The sequence below is a fragment of the Salinimicrobium xinjiangense DSM 19287 genome (assembly GCF_000423585.1).
GTDB lineage: Bacteria > Bacteroidota > Bacteroidia > Flavobacteriales > Flavobacteriaceae > Salinimicrobium > Salinimicrobium xinjiangense.
The window spans coordinates 11,148-29,787 of record NZ_AUIG01000020.1 but is presented as its reverse complement, the minus strand read 5'-3'; the positions used below and the strand labels follow the sequence as shown (position 1 = coordinate 29,787).

Sequence of the window (18,640 nt, the reverse complement as noted above, 5' to 3'; positions counted from 1 at the left end):
ATGAAAACCTCAAAAAATATTTTTATCCGTCTCTCCGCACTGGTTTTTGCACTGGTGATTAGTTCCTGTTCCGATAAACTGGACACCCAGGAGGGGCAGCTTAATACCGGAGATATAGATTATACAGACTCCAGTCAAATGATTGATCCATTAATAGGTGCGTATTATGAAGTGGGAACCAGAGGATGGGAGGAGCCTATCCTGATGGGGGTACGTGGAGATGATGTGAATGCAGGTGGTCTGGGAGATCAGCAGCCATTGGCCGATACAGATCGATTTACCTATAACCGGGATTATTGGATGTACAATTCCCTTTGGAACGTTCATTACAATGATATCATTAACCTCAATACTGCTATACTTCAAATTGAGAGGTTTATGGAATTTGCCAATGAGGCAGATTTTGCACGTGGCGAGCAATACATTGCCGAAATTAAGGTGTTACGCGCCTGGTTCCATTTTAACCTCGCGAGGGTGTGGGAGGATGTTTTTATTATTACTTCAAATCAACCCGAGGAAGAATTAGCACAGGGAGTTTCCACTAAGGAAGAGATCATGCAGTTTATTTCAGATCAAATGGATGAGGCAATTCCTAACCTTCCCGATCTCAGACCAAATGAACGTACAGATCTTCAGGGAGGAGTAACAAGATATACAGCCTATGCAATGAAAGCCCTCGCCCAACAGGAGCTTCAGAATTACCAGGGTGTGGCAGATGCTGCCGGTGCAATAATCAATTCCGGAAAATTTTCACTTTATCCCGATTTCTATCAGCTTTTCAAAAAGCCGGGGGAATTAAGTAACGAAAGTTTATTTGAAATTCAATACTCCGATTATGGAAATGAGACAGGGGAAGCGTTCTATCATCTCTATGCTCCTTTTGGACCTCAAAACTGGAATCCTGCGAGAGAAAATGCGTCTGGCGGTTGGGGATTCTATGAGCCAAGTATAAAATTCATAGGCTTTATGATCCACAGGAACGAAACCGTGCGTCTTGAGACCAGTGTGCTTTTTACTCCGGACGGTATTGAAGAAGTACGACAGGAAGGCTATACCATCCCCGGATTTGTTAGCAATGAAACCCCTTCGGGAGATGTATTGAATAATTATCCAAGAGCGGACTTTGCAAGTGGGAAACATTATTTGCCTTCGGTGCAACTTACAGATGGGCGTAATAATTATAGTGCAGGAAAGAATTTTATTGTCATACGTTATGCAGAGATCCTCCTTATGTATGCCGAAGCACTAACAAGGGGAGCCAGTGGCACCGCTATGTCTGCAGATGAAGCAGTAAACCTTGTAAGGGAAAGAGCCGATATGTTGCCGTTGACGGGAGTGACTACCCAGGATGTCCTTGATGAAAAGTTTGCCGAGTTGGCCATGGAGTGGGGAATCAGGTACTTTGATATGATACGTGTCGACAATTATAATGAACTGAGCTATGAGGGCAGAAATTTTACTGCAGAACATGAGTATCTGCCATATCCGCAGGCACAGGTGGATGCACTGCCTCTCAATGCGACTGCAGTAGATAGAAATACTCCCATGAATGCTGTTTTATCAACCTTAAACAGATAAAAAAATGAAAAATTACAATAGAAAATTTTTAGGATTTCTCGCCTTTCTGTTTATACTGGCAGGTTGCGAGCGGGAAGGAATAGATCCAATAACAGAAGTTGATCCGGGACCGGACCAGGGTGCACCCGTAGTGAACATTAATTTTCCACGGGAAGGAACTAGTCTTAAAACAGTAGAGGAGGTATCTACTATAGATATAAATTTTGATGTTACAGATGACATTGAAATAGCTCAAATTGAAGTTCTGGTGAATGGAGAAGTTATTGAAACCTTTTCTGAATTTACCGATTATAGAATTGTGGAAAGGGAAGTGACCTTTAGCAATGTGACCAGTGGGGAACACACGGTTACTGTGCGGGCTACAGATCTGGATGGTAATCAAACTACACAGACTGTAAATTTCAGTAAAGAACCCCCTTATTCGCCAAGGTTTGAGAATGAAGTATTTTATATGCCTTTTGACGGAGATTTTATGGAACTCGTTGGGTTGAGGTCCCCCGGAGTGGTAGGGAATCCAGGTTTTGCAGATGAGGCTTTCGCAGGTAGTGGAGCCTTTGCAGGCGCACCAGATTCATATTTAACCATTCCCATAGAGTCACTTGGTGAAGACTTTACTGCTGCTTTCTGGTATAAGGTTTCAGGTGATCCAAACCGTGCAGGTATACTTGTGGCCGGTGCCGATCAAAACCGAACCCAGGGTTTCCGACTTTTTAGAGAAGGAAGTGCCGATGAGCAGCGAATAAAGCTGAACGTTGGAACAGGTGCAGGAGAAAGCTGGAATGATGGCGGAGTAATTGATGTAAACGCCGGAGAATGGGTGCACGTAGCATTTACTGTATCTCCGACACAGACAGTAATTTATATTAACGGAATGCCGGTAAATACTGGAGCCATGGCTTCACCTATTGACTGGACCGGAGTCGAAGAGCTTACCATAGGTCATGGAGGTGAAACCTTTAGCTATTGGGATCACCTTTACGACAGTAGTGCTATGGACGAATTGAGGTTGTTCGATTCGGCAATGACTCAGGAAGAGATACAGAATCTTATCAATGCTTCTTCTGTAACATTACATATGACCTTTGAAGGTGATTTTACAGACCAAATTGCAAACCGAAGCATTACAACGGTAGGAAATCCGGATTTTTCTGATGATAGTCAACAAGGTGACAGCTCTTATGAAGGTGCGGCCGGTTCTTACCTTACCACGCCCTCAGATGGATTGTTAAGTTCGGAATTCAGTGCCACCTTCTGGTACAAAGTAAATGCAGACCCAAACAGGGCAGGTATAATTGTAGTGGGTCCCGAGGATGCTGCCAATCCAGATGCGCAGAATGTACGAACCAGTGGTTTCAGACTTTTCAGAGAAGGAAGTGCAACAGAACAACGTATTAAACTGAACGTAGGAACCGGTGGCGGCGAAAGCTGGAATGACGGCGGAGTAGTTGATGCGGTTGCAGGAGAATGGGTGCACGTTGCTTTCACAATTTCTACAACTGAGACCAAGATTTACCTTAATGGAGATCTTGCTAATACCGGAAGTCTTTCCGCACCTATAGACTGGACAGGAACAGACCTTGTGTCCATCATGTCTGGGGCACCTCGATTTACAGGATGGAACCACCTGGCCGATCACAGCCTAATGGATGATCTTAAGTTCTACAATAAAGCCCTTACTGAAGAGGAAATAGAAGCCGATATGGCAAACTAGAATTGAAAAATAGAACAATCCTCAAAAATGACATTTTTGAGGATTGTTCTTCCTAAAAGCGGTAAAATTTTTCTCATGAAAAGTCTCTTAAAATACTTTTCCCTACTGAATATTGTCATTTTTTTCATGGCCTGTTCAGATGACTCCGGTCCCGGATACCAGGAGCCTTATGTTCCTGATCCCGGCAACGGAGAGGAACCTGCACCTCAATTGTCCGATGAAGAGCTGCTGGATCTTGTGCAGCAGCAAACCTTGAAATACTTCTGGGATTTCGCTGAATCCAATTCTGGTTTAGCCCGGGAACGCTCTCAGGATGATGCCTATGGCGGCCTTAGTCCGAGATTGGTGACTACCGGAGGTTCCGGTTTAGGCCTTGCTTCTTTTCCCGCAGCAGTAGAGAGAGGATGGATAAGCAGGACAGAGGCTATTCAAAGAATAGAAAAAATTCTGGACTTTTTGGAAGCAGTTCCTACTTATCACGGCGCCTTTTCTCATTGGTATAATGGAGAGACGGCACAAACCATTGCCTTTAGTACATTAGATGATGGCGGGGATCTTGTAGAGACCGCCTTGCTTATGCAGGGCTTGTTGATCAACAGACAATATTTTTCAGGAGGAGGAGATGATGAAACCTCTATCCGGGAACGTATAACTGCTCTTTGGGAAGCTGTAGAATGGGACTGGTACACCAATGGGCAAAATGTGCTTTACTGGCACTGGTCTCCCAATTTTGATTTCCAGATGAATCTGCCAATAAAGGGATGGAATGAAGCCCTGATTGTTTACGTTCTGGCGGCCTCGTCACCTACTTATCCAATTGAAGAGCAGGTATACGATGCAGGTTGGGCCTCAAATGGGAATATAGTGACTAACAGGAATCATTATAATATTCAGATGCCATTAGGACCTTCTTACGGCGGACCGCTTTTCTTTGCACATTATTCCTTTTTAGGACTTGATCCCAATGGGCTTCAGGATCAATACGCAAATTATTGGGAACAAAATACAGCACATGCCATGATCCATTACAATTACGCTCTTGTTAATCCAAAGAACTTCGAGGGCTATGGAGAAAATGCCTGGGGTTTAACAGCCAGTGATAGTTATGACGGCTATTCTGCGCACAGTCCTACCAATGATAAGGGAGTAATTGCTCCCACGGCGGCACTATCCTCCTTTCCCTACACACCCGAAGAATCCATGCAGGCTCTTCGATACTACTATGAAGAACTTGGAAATGAACTTTGGGGACCATATGGGTTTTATGATGCTTTTTCTGAAGAGAGAAATTGGGTGGCCAATGGATATCTTGCCATTGACCAGGGGCCAATAATAGGAATGATCGAAAACTACAGAACAGGATTGCTCTGGGAGCTTTTTATGAAAGATGAAGAAATATTGGCAGGCCTGGATAAACTGGGATTCACTTATAATTCAAATTGAGTCAACACTATTTATGAAACAATTAACCTCAACATTTTTATTAGCCATCCTGATTTTCTTTAGTAGTTGTAAAAATACTGAAGAAATTCCGGGAAATATCATTTTAGAGCCTGGCGCAAAAGATACCCTCAGCGATGAGGAGCTTCTGGACATTGTGCAGCGGCAAACGCTTAAATATTTCTGGGACTATGCTGAACCTAATTCGGGTATGGCCCGGGAACGGTTTCATCCCGACGGAAATTATCCCAGAAATGATGCGCATGTGGTGACCACCGGTGGCTCCGGCTTCGGACTTATGGCTTTGGTAGTTGGAATGGAAAGAAATTTTATTCCGAGAGATTCAGTCGTGGATCGCCTGGACAAAATTGCCGATTTTCTTGGCAATACCACCCGATTTCGTGGCGCCTGGTCCCATTGGATCAATGGTGAAACAGGAGAAGTTCAGGCCTTTAGTGCAAAGGATAATGGCGGAGACCTTGTAGAGACTTCCTTTCTCGCTCAAGGCTTTCTTGTGGTAAGAGAGTATCTGAAAAATGGAAATGAAAAAGAAAAGGCAGTGGCTCAAAAATATAATGAGCTATGGAAAGATATAGAATGGGAATGGTACACTAATAACAAAGATGGTCTTTACTGGCATTGGTCACCAGATTATCAGTGGGAGATGGACTTCATGATCGAAGGTTATAACGAGTGCCTCATCACCTATTTTCTTGCAGCTGCTTCGCCAGATCATTCGATCGACCCGGAAGTTTACCATGAAGGTTGGGCAAGGAGCGGAAACATCACTACAGATGTGGAATCTTATGATATCCCGCTTATCCTAAAACACAATACAAGAGGAGACAAAGGAGGCCCATTGTTCTGGGCGCACTATTCTTATCTGGGTCTTGACCCCCGGGGGCTTGAAGATCGATATGCCAATTACTGGGACCTCAACAGGAATCATTCAATGATCAATTATCTGTATTGTGTGGAAAACCCTAAAAATTATGAAACCTACAGCAAAGAATCCTGGGGTTTAACGGCAAGTTATACCCGTCGTGAAGATGGAAGCATTGGGTACACAGCACACGCACCCGATAACGATCGGGGAGTAGTATCTCCCACAGCTGCCGTGAGTTCCCTACCCTATACTCCCGAAGAATCCATGAGAGCGATTCGCTATTTTTTTGAAGATCAACATGATCTTTTATGGGGCCCGGCAGGTTTCTATGACGCATTTAGTCTCGAAGGAGAGCCATGGGTTGCAGATCAATATTTGGCTATAGATCAGGGGCCAATTGTAGTGATGATCGAAAACCATCGAACAGGACTAATTTGGGATCTCTTCATGCAGGCTCCCGAAGTTGATAAGGCATTAAAGAAACTTGACTTCACCTATGAAAAATAAATTGCTGTTCATATTGGCCTTTTTGACACTCCAGTTTTCTGCGGAAGCTCAGGACCAAGAGCTGTTTGAGCGTTGGGAATTTATTTCTGAAGTAGATACGCTACGTTACCGCATTCTTTATCCTGAAGCCTTTACCGAAACTAAACAGTATCCCCTCATTTTTGTTCTGCACGGAGCCGGAGAGCGCGGCAATGACAATGAAGCACAATTGGTGCATGGCAGCAGTCTTTTTTTAAATGATATTATTCGGAAGAACTTTCCGGCAATTGTTGTTTTTCCGCAGGTCGAGGCTGAAGATTATTGGGCGCAGGTAGAGGTGGAAAGAGATACTTTTCCGCTGCAGTTCCATTTTAAAAATACAGGAGAACCTACTAAAGCAATGCGGCTTTTAATGGAATTATCTGATGCTTTAGCTGCTGAAAGATACACAGATCAGGACAGGATCTACGTGGGCGGATTATCCATGGGAGGTATGGGGACTTATGAGATCATTTACAGAAAACCGGAATTCTTTGCCGCTGCCTTTGCCATCTGCGGAGGTGCAGATCCTGCCATAGCTCAAAAATACCCAAAAGAATTTCCAATCTGGATCTTCCATGGAGAAAAGGACGATGTAGTACCACCGGAATTTTCAAAAACCATGGCCAGAGAGATCAACACTCATGGTGGAAATGCCAAATTATCACTTTATCCAAATGACAATCATAACAGCTGGGATTCAGCTTTTTCTGAGCCATATCTGTTACCATGGTTATTCTCAAATAAAAAATGAAAAGACACTAATGAAAGCTTTTAATTACATATCCACAGCAACGGCTTTACTATTGAGCTTCCTTGTTTATTCACAGGAAGTGGTACCGGAAACCTATGCCAATCCACTGGATATTGATTATGCCTACATGGTTTATAATTCAGCCAAAAATATTTCCTACCGTTCCGGTGCAGATCCGGCCGTAATCGAGTATCGGGGTGAGTATTACATGTTTGTTACCCGTTCCTTTGGATACTGGCATTCTAAAGATCTTATCAACTGGGAATTTATAAAACCTAAACAATGGTTTTTTGAGGGTTCCAACGCCCCAACCGCTTTTAATTACAAGGATTCCCTGGTGTACTTTGCCGGAGATCCCGCCGGTTACGGAAGTATTTTATACACCGATGATCCCAAAAAAGGGGAATGGACACCAACGGCTTCAATATCAAATAATATCCAGGATTCGGAATTATTTATTGATGATGACGGTAAAACCTATCTCTACTGGGGCTCCTCTAATGTTCATCCCCTTCGTGTTAAGATGCTGGATAAAGATGACCGGTTTATTGAAACGGGGGTACAAGAAGAACTATTTAATCTGGTTGAAGAAGAGCACGGTTGGGAACGTTTCGGGGAAAATAATTACCATCCAACCTTAAAGGAAGGATATATGGAAGGTGCCTCGATGACCAAGCACAATGGTAAATACTATCTCCAGTATGCAGCACCTGGAACCCAGTTCAATGTATATGCAGATGGGGCTTACATAGGGGAAACGCCCCTTGGTCCTTTTGAGTACATGAAGAACAATCCCTATAGTTTTAAGCCGGGTGGTTTTGCCACCGGTGCCGGTCATGGTATTACAGTGCAACAAACGAATGGGCAGTACTGGCATTTTGCCACTGTGGCTCTTGCTTCCAATTCTCACTGGGAACGTCGGCTGGCTATGTTTCCGACTTATTTTGATAAGGATGGTTTGATGTATACCATTACCAGCTATGGAGATTACCCCTTGTTCGGTCCCGATCATCCCACTAAGGCGGGTCTGCACACCGGCTGGATGTTGCTTTCCTATAAAGGAATTACAACTGTTTCTTCCTCACAAATGCAGGTGAGAAAGAGTACCTCTACCGATGGAGAATTTGATATTACTGAAATGCCTCTGGAAAAAAACAGCGACGGAGAAATTCTTACAAAGTTGCTGACCGATGAAAGTCCTAAATCATTTTGGGTTGCTGAAGCCAATGACGATGAACAATGGGTAGAGATTGAAATGCTGGCCCCCGGAGATATCTATGCTTTTCAACTTAATTTTCATGATCAGGATTCGGAAATTTATACCCGTGTCGAAGGCCTGCGTCATAGATTTTCTGTGGAAGTTTCTGAGGATGGCAAACAGTGGAAAACGGTGGTAGATAGAAGCAATAGTTTTGAAGATACACCTAATGCCTATACCCCCCTAAATGAACCTGTGAGAGCAAAATATGTACGCTACAACAATGTGGAAGTTCCTGGGAATAACCTTGCATTATCAGAGATAAGGGTATTTGGTAAAGGCCTGGGTAAAAAACCTGCAAAGGTGAAAGGATTCACCGTAACCCGTCAGAAAGACCCAAGAGATGCTGCCTTTAAATGGGAACCGGTGAAAAGTGCCCAGGGTTATAATATCCGATGGGGGATCGCACCAGACAAGTTATACCAATCATGGTTGATCTATGGTGAAAACGAGCATTTCATGAGAAATCTCGACCGTGGTACCAAATATTACTTCAGTATTGAAGCATTTAATGAAAATGGAATTTCAGAAAGAACAAGGTTCAGGAAGTGAAATAAAGAAAAGCCAATTATCAATTTTTAAAGAATATAAAAATGAAAAATTTTAATCTGTCAGTCGCAATGCTGTTATTTATAGGACTTTCAAGTCTTCAGGCACAGGAACGGATTCCGCAGGTAGAAGCCCTGCTGGAGAAAATGACTTTAGAGGAAAAAATAGGTCAGCTTAACTTACTCACCCCCGGTGGCGGAGTAGCTACAGGATCTGTGGTGAGTGAAGATGTGGAAGCGAAGATAAAAGCCGGTGATGTGGGAGGAATCTTCGGAGTTTCCAGTCCGGACAGGGTAAGACAGGCCCAGGAATTGGCGGTCAAAAATTCCAGGCTTGGTATTCCCTTGCTAATAGGATCTGATGTCATTCATGGATACAAATCAACTGTACCCATTCCTTTAGGGCTTTCGTCCAGCTGGGATATGGAGCTCATAAAAGAGACAGCTAAAGTAGCGGCTAAAGAGGCCACAGCCGATGGGATTAACTGGAATTTCTCTCCCATGGTCGATATTTCCAGAGATCCACGCTGGGGAAGGGTAGCAGAGGGCGCAGGGGAAGATGCCTATCTGGGCTCACAGGTGGCCATAGCCATGGTGGAAGGTTATCAACAGGATGACCTTAGGGCTCCAAATACCATGATGGCGACTGTTAAACATTTCGCATTATACGGTGCTGCTGAAGGTGGCCGGGATTATAATCGCGTGGATATGAGCCGCAATATGATGTTTAACGAATATTTCCCACCCTATAAGGCTGCCGTAGACGCAGGAGTAGGCAGTGTAATGACCTCCTTTAATGATGTTGACGGAATTCCCGCTACAGGAAACAAATGGTTGCTTACCGATATACTTCGGGAGCGTTGGGGCTTTGACGGATTTGTAGTTTCAGATTACACTTCGGTTAATGAAATGGTTGATCATGGTATGGGTGACCTTCAGGCGGTATCAGCCATGGCTTTAAAAGCAGGTCTTGATATGGACATGGTAGGGGAAGGTTTCCTCACCACGCTTAAGAAATCTGTGGAAGAAGGAAAGGTGACCGAAGAAGAAATTACCACCGCAGCCCGTAGGATTCTGGAGGCAAAACACAAGCTTGGGCTTCTTGATGATCCTTATCGATATTCTGATGCCAGCAGGCCCGAAAAGGATATTCTTACAAAAGAGAACAGGCAGCTCGCCCGACACGCGGCTACCCAATCCTTTGTTTTATTAAAAAGAAACGATAATAATCTTCCGGTCAGTAAGACAGCAAAAATCGCACTTATCGGACCTCTTGCAAACGACAAATTTAATATGTTGGGAACCTGGGCTCCAACCGGGGACCGAAATCTGTCCATCCCGGTGCTGGAAGGCTTCAGGAATGTAGCGCCTAATGCTCAGATCACCTACGCAAAGGGAGCTAATATTAGCAATGACACAGCATTTGCTAAAAAAGTAAATGTTTTCGGACCAAGGATTGAGATTTCAGATGAATCTCCCGATCAATTGCTGGAGGAGGCATTAAAAGTTGCCCAAGCTTCAGATGTTGTTGTAGCCGTGGTGGGAGAAGCCAGTGAAATGAGCGGGGAATCTGCAAACCGTACCAGCATTCAGATTCCTGAAAGTCAGAAAAGATTGATCAGGGAACTTGTGGCTACTAAAAAGCCGGTGGTACTTGTGTTAATGAGTGGCCGACCGCTGGACATTTCCGAAGAAATGGACATGCCGGTAAGTATATTACAAGCCTGGCATCCCGGAATTGAAGCCGGAAACGCAGTTGCCGATGTGGTATTTGGTGATGTGAATCCTTCAGGAAAGCTCACTATGAGCTGGCCGAGAAATGTGGGGCAGATCCCTGTGTATTATGGGGAAAGAACTACAGGAAGACCACAGGCCACAGAAGAATTTCAAAAGTTCAAATCAAATTATCTTGACGTTCAAAATTCTCCACTCCTGCCGTTTGGTCACGGACTAAGCTATACGCTTTTTGAATATTCTAAAATAAAAGCAACTAGTGAAACGCTACGTCCCGGAAGTACGGTTAATATCAGCGTAACTGTCACCAACGTTGGTGACCGTGCAGGGAAAGAGGTCGTACAGCTTTACATTCATGACAAGGTGAGAAGCATTACTCCGCCCAAAAAACAACTTATTGCTTTTGAAAAAATTGATCTGAAGCCGGGTGAATCAAAAACTATTGAGTTTCCTGTGACTGTAGAAGACCTGAAATTTTATAACACTGACCTCGAGTATGTCGCCGAACCCGGAGAATTTGAATTCTTTGTTGGTGGTACTTCAGACTGTGAGATGCAGGGGACCTTTAATCTTGTTGAATAAAAAATCAAACTGCATTACACTCTGATATGTTACAAAGCCGCATTATATTCTTAGGTCTTTCACTTCTTATCTCTCAATGGAGCCCGGCACAGAATGGATTCCAAAAAAGGGATTTTAAGACCTATTGCAATCCTATAGATATAGATTATACCTATGTGGCGCACAATTCCTATACAGGAGTCTCCTATCGTGCCGGAGCAGATCCTGCGGTGATCAACTTTAATGGGAAATATTACATGTTTGTTACCCGGTCTTATGGATATTGGGTTTCAGATGATATGAGCAACTGGCAATTCATCACACCGCAGAACTGGTATTTTAATGGCAGCAATGCTCCTGCAGCCGCAGTACATGGGGATAAGGTAATTGTCGCCGGAGATCCGTCGGGTAGAATGGCTATTATTGAGACTGAAACACCCGAAGTTGGTGACTGGAAAACCAATTACAGCGTTCTTCCTATTGCAATTCAGGATCCGGCTTTGTTTGTAGATGATGATGGAAAAGTTTACCTGTTTGAAGAATCTTCGAATGTGCATCCTTTATACGGAGTGGAACTGGATCCTGAAAATAACTATCTGCCTGTTGGCGAAGAACAGGCTCTCATCAGTTTACATCCCGAAAAACATGGTTGGGAACGCTTTGGGCAGGATCATTCCTCAGACATGGCGCCTTACCTTGAAGGTCCCTGGATGACCAAACACAATGGCACTTACTATTTACAATATGGTGCCCCCGGAACAGAATTTAACGTATATGCCGATGGCGTCTACACCAGTAAGAATCCGCTTGGGCCGTTTGAGTACGCTCCCTACAGCCCAATCTCATACAAGCCGGGCGGATTTGTTACCGGTGCCGGTCACGGAAGTACGGTAGAGGACAACAACCGAAATTACTGGCATTTTGCCACCATGCCAATTGCAGTGAATTATAAATTTGAACGTCGCATCGGACTTTTTCCTGCAGGCTTTGAAAAGGACGGACAAATGTATGTGAATACCGCATACGGAGATTATCCGCATTTTCTGCCCGATATTGAGGTAGAAGAACATAAGAACCGCTTTACCGGCTGGATGCTTTTATCCTACAACAAGAAGATCACTGCAAATTCTCTGGTAGACGAGGGAATTCAGCAGGAAGTGATTGGTGCAGATATGAAACGGGTAAAAAGAGGCAGTGATATCCAATACGATGCATCAAAAATGGTCGATGAGGACATCAGTACTTATTGGGTAGCCAACGGCAATGAAGAAGGCTTGGAGGTGAGCATTGATCTCGGGAAAAGAATGAAGGTGCATGCGCTGCAGGTGAATTTCCAGGAATTCAATGCAGATATCTTCGGAAGAAAGCCGGGACTGAAACATCAGTTCATCATAGAACATTCTCCCGACGGAAAGAACTGGAATACTCTGGTGGATTATTCTGAAAACCTGCTGGATCAGCCACATGCTTATGTTGAACTCGAAACTCCGACGGATACCAGGCATATCCGGTATAAAAACATTGATACTCCCAATGAATATTTAGCTATATCAGAATTTCGCATTTTTGGGAAGGGATATGGAAAAGCGCCGGGGAAACCCCGAAACTTTGAAGTCAGTAGACAGGAAGACTGGCGGAATGCCAGCATCAGCTGGAAAGGCGACAAGAATTCCACAGGTCATGTGATCTACTGGGGAATAGAAGAAGATAAACTGAATCACTCTGTCATGGTCTATGGTAAAGACACTTATGAACTAAGGGCTTTAAATACAGATCAGGAGTATTATTTCCAGATAGAAGCTTTTAATGAGAATGGCATTTCAGAAAGAAGTAATATCATTAAAAGAGATTAACTTAACAGGTGCCAAAAAAAGGAAAAATATGAAGTTTTATTTGCGATCAAAGCTGCTGATTTTTTTAGTCATTTTAACCGTCTCCTGCAATGAAGGGCGGGAAAAAGAAAAGCAAGAGGAGCCAAAAAGGCCAAATATCGTGTTCATTATGACCGATGATCATGCCACCCAGGCAATCAGCGCCTACGGTCATCCTGTGAGTCAGCTGGCGCCGACTCCTAACATTGACCGGATTGCAAAGAATGGGGCCAGGTTCAACACAAATTTCTGTACCAACTCCATCTGCGGCCCCAGCCGCGCAGTGATCCTTACCGGAAAGCATAGCCATGTGAATGGCTTCAGGATGAACGGAAATGTCTTCGATGGTTCCCAGCCCACGCTTCCGAAGTACTTAAAAGAAGCAGGGTATCGCACCGCGCTGTTCGGAAAATGGCATCTCCACGGCTTGCCCGAGGGTTTTGATGACTGGAATATCCTGGTGGACCAGGGAAATTATTATAATCCCGATTTCATAAAAGAAGGAGATACTACCCGCATTGAAGGTTACGCAACAGACATTGTCACCGATATGGGATTGGAATGGCTTAAGAAGAACTCCGGTAGCGAGGAGCCTTTCCTGTTGATGGTACAGCACAAAGCTCCGCACCGAAACTGGATGCCTGCACTGCGACACCTCACCATGTACGACAGCGTACAGTTCCCGCTGCCCGAAACCTACTTTATAGAACATGAGGGCTCCATTGCTTCACAGGAACAATTGCAAACCATTTACGAAGACATGTATGAAGGTCATGACTTAAAAATGACCGTGGCAAAAGGCAGCGATTCCCTGGCCCACAACCCATGGACCAGTGATTTCACCCGAATGACTGCAGAGCAAAGAAGAATTTGGGATCAGGCTTACCGCCCAAAAAATGATGCTTTTCACGAAGCGAATTTAAAAGGAAAAGAGCTGGCCGAATGGAAAGGTCAGCGCTATTTGAGAGATTATCTCGCAACAGTAGCCTCTGTGGATGAGGGTGTGGGGAAGATTCTTGACTATCTCGAGCAGAATGGTCTCATGGAAAATACTATTATCGTCTACACCACAGATCAGGGTTTTTACCTTGGCGAAAAAGGCTTTTTTGACAAGCGTTTCATGTATGAAGAATCTCTTGCCATGCCTTTGCTGATGCAATATCCAAAGGAAATTCCGGCAGGAATAGAGATAGATGCTCTTACTCAGAATCTGGATTTTGCACCTACTTTCCTGGACTTTGCACAGGCAGAGATCCCTCAGGAAATGCAGGGAAAATCAATGAGAGGTTTGTTATCCAGCGGTGAAAGCGGAAAAGATTTTAGAGACGCTATTTATTATCATTATTACGATTTCCCTGCTTTTCATATGGTGAAAAGACACTACGGAATTAGGACCGATAGATATAAGCTCATGTATTTCTATGATGATATTGATCAATGGGAGATGTATGACTTGCAGGAAGATCCACGGGAATTGCGAAATATTTATGATGATCCCGCTTATGCTGAAGTACAAAAAGAGCTTCATGAAAATCTCAAATCACTTCAAAAACAGTATCAGGTGACTGACGCTGAGTTTGAGCAAACTCCGCCGGAAAGGGTAGAACGCGCCTACCGCAATTTCGCCCGACTCGCAGACGATGATGTTCGGAATTACGAAGGATATGTGAGGAAATATGGTTCGGGGAAGGTGCCGGAGAATGTCAAATAGAGATCGCCTTGCTGCTAGAGCCAAGAGCCAAGAATCAAGACTGAAGGATTTGAAGCACCAAATTCCAAATTCCAAAAAGATTTGAAGATTTGAAAATTTGATGATTTGAAAAATGAAAAATTTCACACAAAGCACTCAGAGATTAAAAGAAGAGCACGAAGAGATCTGGAAGTTAAATAAGTATTTGAACAATAAATAAGGGGAATTTGTCATTTCTACAGAGCCTTTTCTTTGATAGAAAGAAGAGGCGACGAGAAATCTGTGTAGTTAAAGATTCTTCACTTCGCTAGTGCTCGTTCTGAATGACTGGAAATTGAACTTCGTCCTTCTAATATCGTACTTCAAAAAGATTCTTCACTTCGCTACCGCTCGTTCTGAATGACATGACTTTTCTGACCACTGACCACTGATCACTATTTCAGCATTTCCGGTGTAGCCACCGTCCTGAACCCAAGGTGCTCATGCGAAGAATCCAGAGAATTCTGCATTCGTGCAGAAGGTCGGAAGCTGGCGCAATAGGAAACGTGACACAAAAACGAGCCACCTTTTATAACTTTTTCGGGCACCTGTGGATTGTGCGGATTAAAGGCATTTTTTGCTCCTTCCGGATTTTTCTGCATTCCTTTTTCCGCAGCCTCTTTGTAATAATTGGTGTTATACCAATCTGAAGTATATTCCCATACATTCCCGGCCATTTCATAAAGGCCGAAGGTATTTGGGGGAAAACTCTTTATGGGAGCCAGTCTTTCGAAACCGTCTGCCAGAGTATTTTCTGTGGGAAATTCTCCGGTCCAGGTGTTGGCTTTTTCTTCTAAAACTTCAGCGTCATCACCCCATCCAAAAATAGCATTTTTGGCACCTCCTTTGGCGGCATATTCCCATTCGGCTTCGGTGGGTAATCTTCGTCCGGCCCAAGAGGCGTAAGCTGCTGCATCTTCGAATGCAATATGTACCACGGGATAATTTTCTTTTCCTTCAATAGAAGTTCCGGGTCCGCCGGGATGTTTCCAGTTAGCTCCGATTTTCCATTCCCACCATTGTGAGAAGTCATATAGATTTGGCAGCTTTTGCCCGGGTTTTTTAAAGACAAGGGATCCCGGCTGCAGAAGTGAATCGTGAGGCTTCGGAGTTCCCCGGGGAAGTTGTTTTTTTAGCTCCTCCCAGTCCAGTTCACGTTCTGCTACAGTCACGTATCCGGTTTCCTTAACGAATTTTTGAAATTGCCGATTGGTGACTTCAGTAATATCCATGAAAAAACCATCTACAATAACTGGATGGGCGGGTTTTTCATGATCAAGAGCCATAGGATCATTTTTGACAGCTCCCTGCATGAACTTGCCGCCGGGGATCCACACCATTCCTTCGGGAGTGATAATACCTTCAGGTTGTTCTACCAGGATCGAGGGTTCAGCTTCTTGTTCTTTGCAGCCAAAGATGATTAGGGCAAACAGGGAAAAACACCATAAATATTTCATTACAGCTTCTCTAATTTTATGGCTGAAAGTATTGCTTTTCCGGAATTCTCTATAAAATGTACAGTAATTCCGCCTTCCGATTTTACTTCATAACTGATCGTGATCGCCCTGATTTTCCCGTAATCCCTGGCCGGATTCAAATCTTGCTGAACAAGTTTGTCGTTAATTTTGACGTCAAAACTGCGGACCGTTTCTTCAACTTTTTCTTCGGAAGAGGAGAGGTTGTAGATAAGAGCTTCCGAAGCATTGAATTGTGGTTCAGCAAGCATGATCGTGACTACATAAGTACCTTTTTCAACATCAAACTTATAAGCTTCTATTCCTTCTCTCATGGTCTGGAACAGCGGATCATTTTCCGTTCCCTGTATATCTGAAGCCGTCCCCTGGATCTTATTTTTGTCCCTTTGAAAAACTTCTCCACCAACATACCCGAAGCTGCCCGGAGTATATTCCTGATCGGCGATCCAAACCTCCCCGGTTACCGGATCTTTATACTGCACATGAGCACCGACATTTACTGTAATATCATTTTTGTCGATTCTTTTAACCAGTTTTTCCCGGTAATGCACATCAAATTCCCGGGAATGAGAAACCTCCCCGGTAGTACCTGTTACCTTGTTCTTACCTTCGGGCAATGGGATCTTAAAAATGGCAATTCCGTCTTCAGTTTTTGAAGACAAATTCTTGTCGCCTGCAGTGAGGGAAACTTCCGGAGCATTTGAAAATACGGTAATCCGTACCGGGTCGTCTCCATTTTGCACATAACGCTCCTTGAAATTCTTGCCGGCAACATAGATCATCGGTTCCTCCAATAACCTCGCCTGGTAATAATAATAGATGTCCTTTTTGCTGCGGTCAAAATTGATCAGGCCTTTCTGATTGATGTATGGCATTGCATCCTGCCGAAAGGAGGATCCAAAATCGGCAAAATTCCAGGCGGCCATTCCGAAGATATAATCTCGATCCAATACCTGGTTCAAGTAACTCCGGTGTAATTTTAACTGATAAGCTTCACTGTAGTCCCAGGGTTGGGGATCATTTGTTTGAATTCTTACATCTGCGCCCGGACCATATTCGGAAATAAACAATGACCGGTTCGGATATCGCTCATGCTGCTCATCCATGAATCTCCCGAAATTTTCCAGACCCGGAGAATACCAGCCAAAATAAAGGTTCCAGCCGGTAACATCTGCGATATCGGCTATGCCCGATTCATTGTACAACTCATTCTCGTGTAACGCCATTACAGTGAGTCGGTCGGGATCCAGTCTTTTCGTTTCCTTTTCAAGCTTTTCGGCCAAGGCTACAGAGGTTTTGATCTTTGCCTCCTTTTCGGGTTCGGTTATTTTGTTATTGAATACAAGCCGAATGAAGATCTCGTTCATATGTCCCCACATGATCACCGAAGGATGGTTGAAAAATTGCAGAATTTGCTCCCGCTGCATTTTCAGGGAAACGTCGTGGTAAGCTTCAGAATCTGTGACATCATTGATCACCGGCACTTCACTCCACACCAGGAGACCAAGTTCGTCGCAGATCCTGTACACTTTAGGATCCTGCGGGTAGTGAGCGGTCCGGATGAAATTGGCACCCATTTCCTTTATCATTTCATAATCCCGCCGGTGCAGTTCATCTGGCAACGCATTTCCCAGACCTTCAAAATCCTGGTGCCGGTTGGCGCCAATTAACTTTAGGGGCTCCCCATTTAGGAAAAAGCCTTTTTCGGGATCAACTTCAAACCAGCGAAAGCCAAAGTTGGAGCTCAATACATCCTGTAGTTCGCCGTCTGCAACCAGCCTGATTTCGGCTTTGTAAAGGTTCGGGGAGGAAGGAGACCACAACTGTGGATTCAATATATTTTCTGCAAAATCAACTTTTGCAGTTTCTCCGGCATTGATCCTGATCTTGTTTCTCAAAGTTTTTATGGATTTCCCCTGCGGATCGAAAATTTCTGATTCGACGCTAACCGATCTTCTTTTACCGGATTTATTCACCAGCAGGGCTTCGATTTCAAGAGAACCTTTTTCCGCAGAAACTTCAGGAGTTCTTATGAGGAAATTACCGGCAGCTTCATTTGCTATCTCAAAATGCAATTTTGGAGTGGTTATCAGCCACAGATCACGATAGATTCCGCCGTAGAAATTGAAGTCCGCATCGAGAGGAGGAATATCTACATTATGACTGTTATCAACCACGATCCTAATGTCGTTTTCTGCTTCGGGTTTTAAAGCTTCGGTGATATCAAAGACAAATCCCGTGTAGCCGCCGCGATGTTCGCCAATCAGCTGATCATTGACATACAGCGTGGTGATTTGATTGCTACCTTCAAACTTCAAAAAGACCTGCTTATTTTGCCATTTTTGAGGAGCATATAATGTTCTGGTATAGGTGCCTTTCCCGCGGAAATATTCCTTCCCATCCCTGAAAGGATCTTCGGCATTCCAGGTATGAGGGATGTTTACAATTCGTTGCGGATGTACTTCAGAAGAGAATTTCCAGGCAGAGTTGAGGCTTTGTACTTGTCGCTGAGAATGGACGAGACTGGTGAGAAAAAGTAAGGATATAAAAAGAAATTTTGACGCTTTCAT

At 44.0% G+C, this 18,640-nt stretch carries 11 protein-coding genes; 9 read left to right on the top strand and 2 right to left on the bottom strand.

Annotated elements, in window-relative coordinates; genetic code table 11:
* The 9 genes from G564_RS18860 to G564_RS0107980 all read left to right on the top strand — a co-directional run bounded on the left by G564_RS18860 (position 1) and on the right by G564_RS0107980 (position 14,577).
* Entirely contained in the window at positions 1 to 1,578 is a 1,578-nt protein-coding gene (locus G564_RS18860) for a RagB/SusD family nutrient uptake outer membrane protein (protein ID WP_051205361.1), read from the top strand.
* A gap of 4 nt (positions 1,579 to 1,582) precedes the next feature.
* Positions 1,583 to 3,289: a LamG-like jellyroll fold domain-containing protein gene (locus tag G564_RS0108020; RefSeq protein ID WP_029037211.1), complete on the top strand. Its 1,707-nt coding sequence runs from the start codon at positions 1,583 to 1,585 to the stop codon at positions 3,287 to 3,289.
* A gap of 75 nt (positions 3,290 to 3,364) precedes the next feature.
* Positions 3,365 to 4,732, top strand: a complete 1,368-nt coding sequence (locus G564_RS0108010) for a glucoamylase family protein (RefSeq protein ID WP_029037210.1) — start codon at positions 3,365 to 3,367, stop codon at positions 4,730 to 4,732.
* A 13-nt stretch (positions 4,733 to 4,745) separates the two neighbouring features.
* The gene (locus tag G564_RS0108005; protein ID WP_029037209.1) at positions 4,746 to 6,122 is read left to right on the top strand and encodes a glucoamylase family protein; all 1,377 of its coding nucleotides are present in this window, start codon (positions 4,746 to 4,748) and stop codon (positions 6,120 to 6,122) included.
* Positions 6,112 to 6,894, top strand: a complete 783-nt coding sequence (locus tag G564_RS0108000) for a carboxylesterase family protein (protein ID WP_029037208.1) — start codon at positions 6,112 to 6,114, stop codon at positions 6,892 to 6,894. Before G564_RS0108005 ends, G564_RS0108000 begins: the two co-directional genes overlap by 11 nt.
* Positions 6,895 to 6,904: 10 nt before the next feature.
* Complete coding sequence (locus G564_RS0107995) at positions 6,905 to 8,704, top strand: family 43 glycosylhydrolase (RefSeq protein WP_029037207.1); 1,800 nt, start codon at positions 6,905 to 6,907, stop codon at positions 8,702 to 8,704.
* A gap of 41 nt (positions 8,705 to 8,745) precedes the next feature.
* Positions 8,746 to 11,016, top strand: coding sequence for a beta-glucosidase BglX (gene bglX, locus G564_RS0107990; RefSeq protein ID WP_029037206.1), 2,271 nt, complete (start codon positions 8,746 to 8,748; stop codon positions 11,014 to 11,016).
* A 26-nt stretch (positions 11,017 to 11,042) separates the two neighbouring features.
* Positions 11,043 to 12,848 (top strand): family 43 glycosylhydrolase, encoded by a 1,806-nt coding sequence (locus G564_RS0107985; RefSeq protein WP_029037205.1) that lies wholly within the window; start codon positions 11,043 to 11,045, stop codon positions 12,846 to 12,848.
* A gap of 28 nt (positions 12,849 to 12,876) precedes the next feature.
* On the top strand, positions 12,877 to 14,577 hold the full coding sequence (locus G564_RS0107980; RefSeq protein ID WP_029037204.1) for a sulfatase family protein: 1,701 nt from the start codon (positions 12,877 to 12,879) through the stop codon (positions 14,575 to 14,577).
* Between the two features lie 413 nt (positions 14,578 to 14,990).
* Here the strand turns inward: G564_RS0107980 and G564_RS0107975 are convergent, their stop codons facing one another.
* Both G564_RS0107975 and G564_RS0107970 read right to left on the bottom strand, forming a co-directional pair.
* Positions 14,991 to 16,052: a formylglycine-generating enzyme family protein gene (locus G564_RS0107975; RefSeq protein WP_029037203.1), complete on the bottom strand. Its 1,062-nt coding sequence runs from the start codon at positions 16,050 to 16,052 to the stop codon at positions 14,991 to 14,993.
* Positions 16,052 to 18,640 carry a glycoside hydrolase family 2 gene (locus G564_RS0107970; RefSeq protein WP_029037202.1) on the bottom strand — a complete coding sequence of 863 codons (2,589 nt, stop codon included), beginning with the start codon at positions 18,638 to 18,640 and terminating at the stop codon, positions 16,052 to 16,054. Before G564_RS0107970 ends, G564_RS0107975 begins: the two co-directional genes overlap by 1 nt.

Bases quoted from the DNA above. Each gene is read 5' to 3' on its own strand.
- G564_RS18860 (WP_051205361.1), top strand. From the start codon at position 1: ATGAAAACCTCAAAAAATATTTTTATCCGTCTCTCCGCACTGGTTTTT.
- G564_RS0108020 (WP_029037211.1), top strand. From the start codon at position 1,583: ATGAAAAATTACAATAGAAAATTTTTAGGATTTCTCGCCTTTCTGTTT.
- G564_RS0108010 (WP_029037210.1), top strand. From the start codon at position 3,365: ATGAAAAGTCTCTTAAAATACTTTTCCCTACTGAATATTGTCATTTTT.
- G564_RS0108005 (WP_029037209.1), top strand. From the start codon at position 4,746: ATGAAACAATTAACCTCAACATTTTTATTAGCCATCCTGATTTTCTTT.
- G564_RS0108000 (WP_029037208.1), top strand. From the start codon at position 6,112: ATGAAAAATAAATTGCTGTTCATATTGGCCTTTTTGACACTCCAGTTT.
- G564_RS0107995 (WP_029037207.1), top strand. From the start codon at position 6,905: ATGAAAGCTTTTAATTACATATCCACAGCAACGGCTTTACTATTGAGC.
- bglX (WP_029037206.1), top strand. From the start codon at position 8,746: ATGAAAAATTTTAATCTGTCAGTCGCAATGCTGTTATTTATAGGACTT.
- G564_RS0107985 (WP_029037205.1), top strand. From the start codon at position 11,043: ATGTTACAAAGCCGCATTATATTCTTAGGTCTTTCACTTCTTATCTCT.
- G564_RS0107980 (WP_029037204.1), top strand. From the start codon at position 12,877: ATGAAGTTTTATTTGCGATCAAAGCTGCTGATTTTTTTAGTCATTTTA.
- G564_RS0107975 (WP_029037203.1), bottom strand. From the start codon at position 16,052: ATGAAATATTTATGGTGTTTTTCCCTGTTTGCCCTAATCATCTTTGGC.
- G564_RS0107970 (WP_029037202.1), bottom strand. From the start codon at position 18,640: ATGAAAGCGTCAAAATTTCTTTTTATATCCTTACTTTTTCTCACCAGT.